The sequence below is a fragment of the Micromonospora sp. NPDC003776 genome (assembly GCF_053605645.1).
Genome location: NZ_JBSGJR010000442.1, coordinates 1 through 6,054, shown reverse-complemented (window position 1 = coordinate 6,054; position 6,054 = coordinate 1). Strand labels below are relative to the sequence as shown.

At 74.4% G+C, this 6,054-nt stretch carries 6 protein-coding genes and 2 pseudogenes; 5 read left to right on the top strand and 3 right to left on the bottom strand.

Translation table 11 applies throughout. The features are described from left to right. The 4 genes and pseudogenes from ACWEVO_RS27555 to ACWEVO_RS27540 form a co-directional block, all read left to right on the top strand. Positions 1–181: pseudogene (locus tag ACWEVO_RS27555) on the top strand (FAD-binding oxidoreductase); the annotation flags it as partial. A 10-nt stretch (positions 182–191) separates the two neighbouring features. After that, positions 192–1,052: pseudogene (locus tag ACWEVO_RS27550) on the top strand (alpha/beta hydrolase family protein); the annotation flags it as partial. A gap of 118 nt (positions 1,053–1,170) precedes the next feature. Then, positions 1,171–1,704 carry a nucleotidyltransferase domain-containing protein gene (locus ACWEVO_RS27545; protein ID WP_452310404.1) on the top strand — a complete coding sequence of 178 codons (534 nt, stop codon included), beginning with the start codon at positions 1,171–1,173 and terminating at the stop codon, positions 1,702–1,704. A gap of 40 nt (positions 1,705–1,744) precedes the next feature. Beyond that, the gene (locus ACWEVO_RS27540; RefSeq protein WP_452310403.1) at positions 1,745–2,707 is read left to right on the top strand and encodes an alpha/beta hydrolase family protein; all 963 of its coding nucleotides are present in this window, start codon (positions 1,745–1,747) and stop codon (positions 2,705–2,707) included. 27 nt (positions 2,708–2,734) lie between these two features. On the opposite strand, the gene ACWEVO_RS27535 is transcribed toward ACWEVO_RS27540, so the two are convergent. From ACWEVO_RS27535 to ACWEVO_RS27525, 3 genes are all read right to left on the bottom strand, one after another. After that, positions 2,735–3,688 carry a zinc-binding dehydrogenase gene (locus tag ACWEVO_RS27535; protein ID WP_452310402.1) on the bottom strand — a complete coding sequence of 318 codons (954 nt, stop codon included), beginning with the start codon at positions 3,686–3,688 and terminating at the stop codon, positions 2,735–2,737. Between the two features lie 84 nt (positions 3,689–3,772). Continuing rightward, positions 3,773–4,948: an NAD(P)-dependent malic enzyme gene (locus ACWEVO_RS27530; RefSeq protein ID WP_452310401.1), complete on the bottom strand. Its 1,176-nt coding sequence runs from the start codon at positions 4,946–4,948 to the stop codon at positions 3,773–3,775. A gap of 139 nt (positions 4,949–5,087) precedes the next feature. After that, entirely contained in the window at positions 5,088–5,423 is a 336-nt protein-coding gene (locus ACWEVO_RS27525) for a S24/S26 family peptidase (RefSeq protein ID WP_452310400.1), read from the bottom strand. Between the two features lie 84 nt (positions 5,424–5,507). On the opposite strand from ACWEVO_RS27525, the gene sodN reads away from it, so the two are divergent. After that, positions 5,508–5,912, top strand: a complete 405-nt coding sequence (gene sodN, locus ACWEVO_RS27520; RefSeq protein ID WP_163599666.1) for a superoxide dismutase, Ni — start codon at positions 5,508–5,510, stop codon at positions 5,910–5,912. Positions 5,913–6,054 lie beyond the last annotated feature (142 nt).

The following is a 6,054-nucleotide window of genomic DNA, read 5'->3' as shown; positions in this document are numbered from 1 at the left end:
TCAGCCACGAGCAGCGGACGTTCGACGTGGCGGTGCTGACGGTGCGGCCCAATTACCTGTTGAGGTTCACGCCCGGCCAATCCATCGGGGTGGCCACCCGGCGGTGCGCGCCTGGCGGTACTACTCGCCGGCCAACGCTCCCCGCCGCGACGGCACCATCGAGCTGCACGTGCGGGTAGCGCCCGGACCGGCCCGCCCCGCAGCGGCCGTACGCGGTCGGCGTGCGGCAGTTCGTCGTGGACCCGGGCGGTCCCCGGCCGTTGCCGGTCACCGTCTGGTACCCGGCGGACCCCGCCGCCCCGGCCGGGTCCCTCCCCGCCACGCCGGACCCGCCGGGCGCTCCGTCGGTACGGAGCGGGGTGCCGCCGGCCGCCGGCCGGTTCCCCGTGGTGATCTACAGCCACGGGCTGCGCAGCCTGCCGGAACTGCACGCCCCGCTGACCACGCGCTGGGCCGCCGCGGGTTTCGTGGTGGCCGCGCCGGCCTTCCCGCGTACCAACCTGCGGGCCCGCGACTTCGCCTGGGCGGACGTACGGAACCAGCCCGCCGACGGGTGGCGGCTGATCCGGCACCTGGTACGCCTCGACGCCCGCCCCGGCGATCCGCTCGCCGGCCACCTGGACGTGGCCCGGTTCGCCGCCGCCGGGCACTCGGCCGGCGGCTTCACCACGGCCGGCATGTTCACCTCGGGGCACTCGACCCGGCTCCGGGCCGGCATCGTGATCGCCGGTGGCGGCATGGCCGGCAGCTTCGCGGGTCCGGTGGCTCCGCTGCTGTTCGTGCACGGCGCCGCCGACCCGGTCGTGCCCGAGTACGTCGGCCGGGCCGGGTACGCCCGCAGCCCCGGGCCCGCCGCCTTTCTCAGCCTCCCCGGCCAGGACCACGGCGGGTACCTGACCCCGGGCCGCCCCGGCTTCGCCCAGGTCCTCGCCACCACCACCGACTTCCTCCGCTGGACCCTCTACGACGACCGGCCGGCCCTGCGCCGCCTCCGCACCGACGCGGCGCTGCCCGGTGTCGCCGCCCTCACCACCCGCGCCCTGCCGCGCTGAGCCTGGGCGGGAGCGGCCGCCTCGCCGACCGGGCGGTGTGCGTCGCCTCCCGGACCCCCGCCGGCTCGCCGGTCCCGGCGGTCATCACCGCCGCCCGCACTGCGGCTAGGGTCGGCTCGTGGACGGGCTGACGGGACGACAGCTGGACGCGATCGGCGAGGTACGCGAGCTGGCTGGGCGCGCCGGGATCGCCGTCTGGCTGCGTGGCGGGTGGGCGGTGGACTTCCACCTCGGCGAGGTGACCCGGCCGCACGTGGACGTCGACTGGTACTGCTGGCGGCGGGACGTCGCCCCGCTGGCCGCCCTGCTCGGCGGGCACGGCTGGCGACCGGACCCCCGGATGCCGGCCGAGCGGCAGCTCGACCTGATCCGCGACGACGTGGAGCTGAGCTTCGCGTACCTGGACCGGGACGCGCAGGGGCGGGTGGTGGTCGGGGCCGGGCCGTGGGCCGGCACCCCGCTGCCCGAGGGGATGCTGGACGGACGGCCGGGCCGGATCGGCCGGCACACGGCCCCGGTGATCGACGTCGGCGCCCAGATCGAGTTCAAGGAGATGTACCCGGTGTGGATGCCGGACCGGCCCCGCCGTCCCAAGGACGCGGAGGACCTGGCCCGGCTCCGGGCGAGCCTGACCCCGGGCCGGCCGCGCTGAGCCGGCCCGCCGGGCCCTGCCGCGAGGCACAATCGTCCTCATGTTCCGACGCCGCGCCACCCTGATCACGGCCGCCCTGCTCAGTGCGGGTCTGGCCGGCTGTTCCGGGGGCGCCGGGCCGACCGCGCGGTCCGCTCCCGACGCCCCGCCGAAGGCGAGCGCCCCGTCCCCCCGGGTACCCGCCGGGCACGCCCCCACGACGAGCTTCGCGGTCGGCGTACGCCAGCTGAAGCTGAACCGCGGCGGCGACCGCCCCCTGCCGGTGACCGTCTGGTACCCGGCGCGGGGCACGGCCGGCGGCGAGCCGGAGCGGTCCGCGCCGGCCGCCGGCGGACGCTTCCCGGTGGTGATGTTCAGCCACGGGCTCGGTGCCCGGCCCACCGACTACCAGCTGCTGCTGAGCCGCTGGGCGGCGGCCGGGTTCGTGGTGGCCGCCCCGACGTTCCCGCACACCGGCGCCGGCGGCGACGGCAACCCCCTCGACGTGCTCAACCAGCCGGCCGACGTGTCGTACGCGCTGACCCAGGTGCTCGCCCTCGACGGGAAGGCGGGCGACCCGCTGCGCGGGCACCTCGATCCGCAGCGGGTCGCCGCGGCGGGGCACAGCGCGGGCGGGGTGACCACCATCGGGCTCTTCACCGCCGGGCGGGATGACCGGCTGGACGCCGGCATCGTCTTCGCCGGTACCGCGCTGGGGGTCGGCACCGGGTTCGCCGGGGCGGCCGCGCCGCAGCTCTTCGTGCACGGCGAGGCGGACGAGGTGGTGAGCTACGCCGCCGGCAAGGCCGCCTACGACGCGGTGCCCTGGCCGAAGGCGATGCTCAGCCTGCCCAACGGCGACCACGGCCGGGCGCTGCTCAGCGACGGGAAGGCGCTGCGGGTGGTGGCCGACACCGCGGTCGAGTTCCTCCGCTGGACCCTCTACGGCGACGCGGCGGCGAAGAAGCGCCTCCCCACCGACGCCACCCGCGGCCACCTCGCCACCCTGGACGACCACCTCTGAGCGGCCGTCCAGGGTGGTGTCCCGCCGTCAGGCGGTGTGGTCGATGACGACCTTGCCGAAGACCTCGCCGGAGGCGAGGCGGGCGAAGGCCTCCTCGATCCGGCTGAACGGCACCACGCGGTCCACCACCGGGCGCACCTCGTGCTCGGCGCAGAACGCGAGAAGCTGGGTGAGCTCGTCCGGGGTGCCCATCGAGGTGCCCAGGATCTCCAGCTGCATGGCGAAGACCCGGCGCAGGTTGACCTTGGGCTCGTGCCCGGCGGTGGCGCCGGAGACCACGATCCGGGCCATCGGGGCGGCCGACTTCAGCGAGTGGTCGAAGGTGGCCGCGCCGACCGTCTCGATCACCACGTCGACCCGCTCCGGCAGCCGGGCGCCGGGCTCCAGCGCGGTCGCCCCCAGCTCGGTGATGCGCTCCCGCTTGACCGCGTCGCGGCTGGTCGCGTACACCCGCTTGCCGAGCCCGACAGCGAGCGCGACCGCGGCGGTGGCCACACCCCCGCCGGCGCCCTGGACCAGCACCGACTCGCCCTCGTCCACCCGGCCCTTGGTGGTGAGCATCCGCCACGCGGTGAGCCAGGCCGTGGGCAGGCAGGCCGCGTCGGTGGGCGACAGGCCGTCCGGCAGCGGCAGCAGGTTCATCCGGGGTACGGCGACCCGCTCGGCGAAGGTGCCCGGGAAGTGCTCGGACAGGATGGAGACCCCGCGCGGGTCGCCCGGGGTGGGCACCACGGGGTAGATGACCACCGCGTTGCCGTCCGGGTCGGTGCCGACCGCGTCACAGCCGAGGATCATCGGGAGCTGGTCGGAGGCGAGGCCCACCCCGCGCAGTGACCAGAGGTCGTGGTGGTTGAGCGAGCTGGCCCGTACCTGCACGGTGACCCAGTCGTCCTGCGGGTGGGTCGGCTCGGGGCGGTCGCCGACGGTGAGCGCGGCGAGCGGGTTGTCGGCGTCGAGGGCCGAGGCATAGGCGGCACGCATGATCGGCACGGTAACAAGCTGAGCGTGCGTTAAGAAGGGGCCCTTCCTGTGCGAAACCCGATAAGACGGGCCCCTTCCCCCGTTTCAGCGACGGGCCACCCCGTCGCGGCGGGCGGCCTCGGCGACCGCCTCGGCCACCGCCGGCGCGACCCGCGGGTCCAGCGGGGAGGGCACGATCGCCTCCGCAGTCAGCGACTCGGCGACCACGTTGGCGATGGCGTCGGCGGCGGCCACCTTCATCCCCTCGGTGATCCGGGTGGCCCGGGCGTCGAGCGCGCCGCGGAACACGCCGGGGAAGGCGAGCACGTTGTTGATCTGATTGGGGTAGTCACTGCGGCCGGTGGCGACCACCGCGACGTGCCGGGCGGCCACCTCGGGGTGCACCTCGGGGGTGGGGTTGGCCAGCGCGAAGACGATCCCGCCCGGGGCCATCCCGGCCACCGCCGACTCGGGGATCTGCCCGCCGGAGACGCCGACCAGCACGTCCGCGTCGCGCAGCGCCTCGGCGATGTCGCCCTGCCGGCCCTCGGCGTTGGTGGTCTCGGCCAGCTCGGCCTTGGTCCCGGTCAGCTCGCGGTGTCGGCCGATGATGCCCTTCGAGTCGCAGACCACCACCTGGTCCGGGTTGACGCCCCCGGCGATCAGCATCTTCGTCACCGCGACCCCCGCCGCGCCGGCCCCGCTGACCGCCACCCGCAGGTCGCCGAGCTTGCGGTTGAGCAGGGTCGCCGCGTTGCGCAGCGCGGCCAGCACCACGATCGCGGTGCCGTGCTGGTCGTCGTGGAAGACCGGGATGGGCAGGGCCTCGTCCAGTCGCCGCTCCACCTCGAAGCAGCGCGGCGCGCTGATGTCCTCCAGGTTGATCCCGCCGAACGACGGGGCCAGGGCGCGCACCGTCGCCACGATCTCGTCCACGTCCTGGGTGTCCAGGCAGACCGGCACCGCGTCCACCCCGGCGAACTGCTTGAACAGCACCGCCTTGCCCTCCATCACCGGCAGCGCCGCGCGCGGGCCGATGTTGCCCAGACCGAGTACGGCGGAACCGTCGGTGACCACCGCGACGGTGTGCGACACCCAGGTGTAGTCGTCGGCGAGGTCGGGATCGGCGGCGATCGCCTCGCAGACCCGGGCCACGCCCGGGGTGTACGCGAGGGAGAGGTCTTCCCGGCTGGTGAGCGGGACGGTCGAGGCGACCGCCATCTTGCCCCCGAGGTGCAGCCGGAAGACGGGATCAGCGGGGTCCGGGGTGGGCGAAGACATGGTGACTCCAGAATCTGTCGAGCAGACGGACCGGCCGGCTCGGCGCGCGATGGTCTGCGGCCAGCGGGGCGGCGGTGCGGGGGTCACCCGGGCACTTTCCGAGCATAGTCACGCGTCCGGCGGCAGGATGTGAGCGGGGTCATATCCGCCCGGGACGGGGCCAGTACCGGGCGACCACGCGACCCCTTACGTCGGCCACGCCGTACGCCCGGGAGTCGTCGGTGACCAGGTCGTTGTCGCCGCGTACCCACCAGCCACCGTCCTGTGGTCGGACGGCGCGCTTGACCACGAGCAGGTCGGGACGGGTGCGGAAGACCGCGACCACGACATCCCCCGGGCGCACCGGCCGGCCACCGGTACGCACCAGCACGGCGTCGCCGTGCCGCAGTGTCGGAGCCATGGACGGGCCGGTGACCAGCACCGCGGCCAGCGGGCCGCGCAGCACCGGCGCGGCGGGTCCGTTCACGGCACGCACCGGGGTTTCACCTCTCGCCCGCCGGGGAGCACGTCCAGGAGTAATGTCGTCTCCGATCATCGCAAACATCCCATGGAGGACCTGATGCGCCTTCCCCGCATCCTCACGCCGCGTGTGACCGCGAGCGCCCACTGCGACCTTCCGTGCGGCGTGTACGACCCGGCGCAGGCCCGGATCGAGGCCGAGTCGGTCAAAATGATCTGCGAGAAGTACCAGTCGAACACCGACCCGGAGTTCCGCACCCGGGCGATCCTGATCAAGGAGCAGCGCGCCGAGCTGGTCAAGCACCACCTGTGGGTGCTCTGGACCGACTACTTCAAGCCGCAGCACTTCGAGAAGTACCCGCACCTGCACCAGCTCTTCAACGAGGCCACCAAGCTGGCCGGCGCGGCCGGCGCCAAGGGTGCGACCGACCCGGCCAAGGCCGACGAGCTGCTCTCGAAGATCGACGAGATCTCGAAGATCTTCTGGGAGACCAAGCAGGCGTGAGCCTGACCGACCCGGCACCGACGATCCGGCCGGCGCGTCCCGAGGACGACGAGGCGTACAACCGCTTCAAGCAGATGTACGCGGACGCCCCGGACCTGGTGAACGCCGTCAAGCCGGACCAGCTGCCCGAGTCGTTCCGGAT

What these genes read in the sequence shown, in the direction of transcription:
- ACWEVO_RS27540 (WP_452310403.1), top strand. Translation starts at nt 1,745, where the DNA reads ATGTTCCGACGCCGCGCCACCCTGATCACGGCCGCCCTGCTCAGTGCG.
- sodN (WP_163599666.1), top strand. Translation starts at nt 5,508, where the DNA reads ATGCGCCTTCCCCGCATCCTCACGCCGCGTGTGACCGCGAGCGCCCAC.
- ACWEVO_RS27530 (WP_452310401.1), bottom strand. Translation starts at nt 4,948, where the DNA reads ATGTCTTCGCCCACCCCGGACCCCGCTGATCCCGTCTTCCGGCTGCAC.
- ACWEVO_RS27535 (WP_452310402.1), bottom strand. Translation starts at nt 3,688, where the DNA reads ATGCGTGCCGCCTATGCCTCGGCCCTCGACGCCGACAACCCGCTCGCC.